Origin of the sequence: uncultured Dialister sp. (genome assembly GCF_900541605.1) — a bacterium.
Lineage (GTDB): Bacteria > Bacillota > Negativicutes > Veillonellales > Dialisteraceae > Dialister.
In genome coordinates, this window is sequence record NZ_UQKJ01000202.1 from 1 (window position 1) to 2,224 (window position 2,224).

Below are 2,224 nucleotides of genomic sequence, written 5' to 3' on the forward strand. Positions count from 1 at the left end.
AAAATCCGGGGGCCTCACTTTCGGATGTGTCCACTACTCGGGGTCCATTTTAACCTTCATTCCTCATTCCTAACTCCTCACTCCTAACTTCTATACGCCGCCACCTTTTCCATCTCAACAGGTTCCATCTGTCGCATATGGCTCGACCACATCAGACAGATCTCTATACTTTCTCTTTTCCGTCTTGTATTCAAACTTCAAGATGCTATAATTAAGTATAAACAGTATGTTTGATATCATAAAATTAGCAGGAAGTGAAAACTCATTAAACTGTGATTTTGTTTCAGATATCAGACAAAGGAGGAATGGTAATGGAAGAAAAACGGGAGGAAACCGGCAAAAGTAAGGGCCTTCGGATTTTTATCATCTTTATTTTTGCCGCTTTTACGGTATTTGCCATGGTATTCAGCCTTATCTTCGGATCGGCGGATATTTCATTTGCCACCATCATGCACACCCTCACGGGCCATGTGGAGTCCACCGATGAAATGGTAATCTGGAATATCCGGTTCCCCAGAAACATTGTGGGTGCCCTGGTGGGAGCAAATCTGGCGGTGTCCGGAGCTATCCTGCAGGCGGTGATGAAGAACCCCCTGGCAGATCCGGGAATCGTCGGCGTATCCAGCGGTGCCGGTCTTGCCGGTGTCATTATGCTGATTTTTATGCCGGAAGCATCCCTGCTCCTGACGCCGGTGGCCTTTGTGGGAGCCATGCTTTCAGCGGCAGCGGTCTATGCCCTTGCCTGGAAGAACGGGATCCGCCCCAGCCGTATTATCCTGGCCGGCGTTGCGGTCTCCGCTTTTCTGGGAAGCGGTATTTCGGCGCTCCTCGTATTTTATTCGGATAAGGTACAGGGCGCCCTTCTCTGGATGGTAGGGGGGCTCTCCGCAAGGAGCTGGCCCCAGGTGGAGGCACTTTTCCCATACACCGTCCTTGGTCTTGTGCTGGCGCTGGCAGGATGCAAAGCGCTGACCATCCTTTCCCTGGGTGATGAAACGGCCCGGGGCCTTGGGGTGCCGGTGGAGAAAGTCCGCTTTTCCATGACCGCCGTGGCAGCTCTCCTGGCGGCGGGTGCCGTCAGTATTGCAGGGCTCATCGGGTTTGTAGGACTCGTGGTGCCCCATATTGTGCGCCTTATTATCGGCACTGACTACAAGTATGTAGTACCGGGCTCTGCCATCCTGGGAGCCGGGGTCCTCGTATTCTGTGATACCCTGGGCCGGGTACTTTTCTCGCCTATTGAAATTCCGGCCGGCATTATCATGGCCTTTCTGGGGGCACCGTTCTTCCTGTACCTGCTGAGGAGGAGTGCATGATGACAGACAATGATATTGCTATTAAAATTAATGATATTCATGTAACCTTCGGAAATCACCAGGTCCTGAAGGGTGCCAGCGGTGTCATCAAAAAAGGAAGCATTGTGACATTCCTCGGAAGAAACGGCTGCGGGAAATCAACGCTCCTGAAAACGGTGACAGGGAACCTGAAGCCCCAGAGTGGATCCATCGAGATCGCGGGACGGCCGCTGGAATCCTACTCCGCCGGTGAATTGGCCAGGGTGGTGGCATTCCTGCCCCAGTTCCATGAAGTGCCAAAGGATATGACCAGCGAGGAACTGGTTTCCTGTGGCCGCTATCCCTACCAGCACTGGTGGAGCGGCGTTTCCACCAGGGACAGGGAAGTGGTGGCGGAGGTCATGGAAAAGACGAATACCACCCACCTGAAGGACCGTCTGGCAGCCAGCCTCTCCGGTGGTGAACGGCAGAGGGTATGGATTGCCATGGCCCTGGCCCAGGAGCCAAAAATCCTGATTCTCGATGAACCGACTACGTATCTGGATATCTGCCACCAGCTGGAAGTGATGGAGCTGGTATCCAAACTGAACCGGGAAGAAAACCTGACGGTGGTCATGGTGCTCCATGAAATTAACCAGGCCATCCGGTATTCCACGGATCTTCTGGTCCTGGAGCATGGCATCATCCAGCGCCATGGCCCGCCTATGGAAGTGATGACCCACGAGGCCATTGCGGAAGTGTTCGACGTGGATGCGGATGTGGAAATGAGAAAAGGAAGGCCCAGTGTATGTATTAATGGGCTTCTTGAAAAATAGGATATGGAAAAGGTGCTGTGAAATCTGATTCACAGCACCTTTTTTGTGCTCATGTATGGTGTGGAAAATCCAAACGTATGGATGGTTCGTAAGGGTGGTGGGTTGGCATCGCTG

General features: G+C 52.7%; 2 protein-coding genes. Both read left to right on the forward strand.

Annotated elements, in window-relative coordinates; genetic code table 11:
* Positions 1–311: 311 nt before the first annotated feature.
* Entirely contained in the window at positions 312–1,316 is a 1,005-nt protein-coding gene (locus QZR21_RS09035; RefSeq protein WP_296098113.1) for an iron ABC transporter permease, read from the forward strand.
* A complete protein-coding gene (locus QZR21_RS09040) occupies positions 1,313–2,110 on the forward strand; it encodes an ABC transporter ATP-binding protein (protein WP_296098111.1) in 798 nt (265 codons plus the stop codon). Before QZR21_RS09035 ends, QZR21_RS09040 begins: the two co-directional genes overlap by 4 nt.
* The last annotated feature ends 114 nt before the right edge of the window (positions 2,111–2,224 follow it).

Excerpts from the sequence above, each read along its gene's own strand:
- QZR21_RS09040 (WP_296098111.1), top strand. The coding sequence starts at position 1,313 with ATGATGACAGACAATGATATTGCTATTAAAATTAATGATATTCATGTA.
- QZR21_RS09035 (WP_296098113.1), top strand. The coding sequence starts at position 312 with ATGGAAGAAAAACGGGAGGAAACCGGCAAAAGTAAGGGCCTTCGGATT.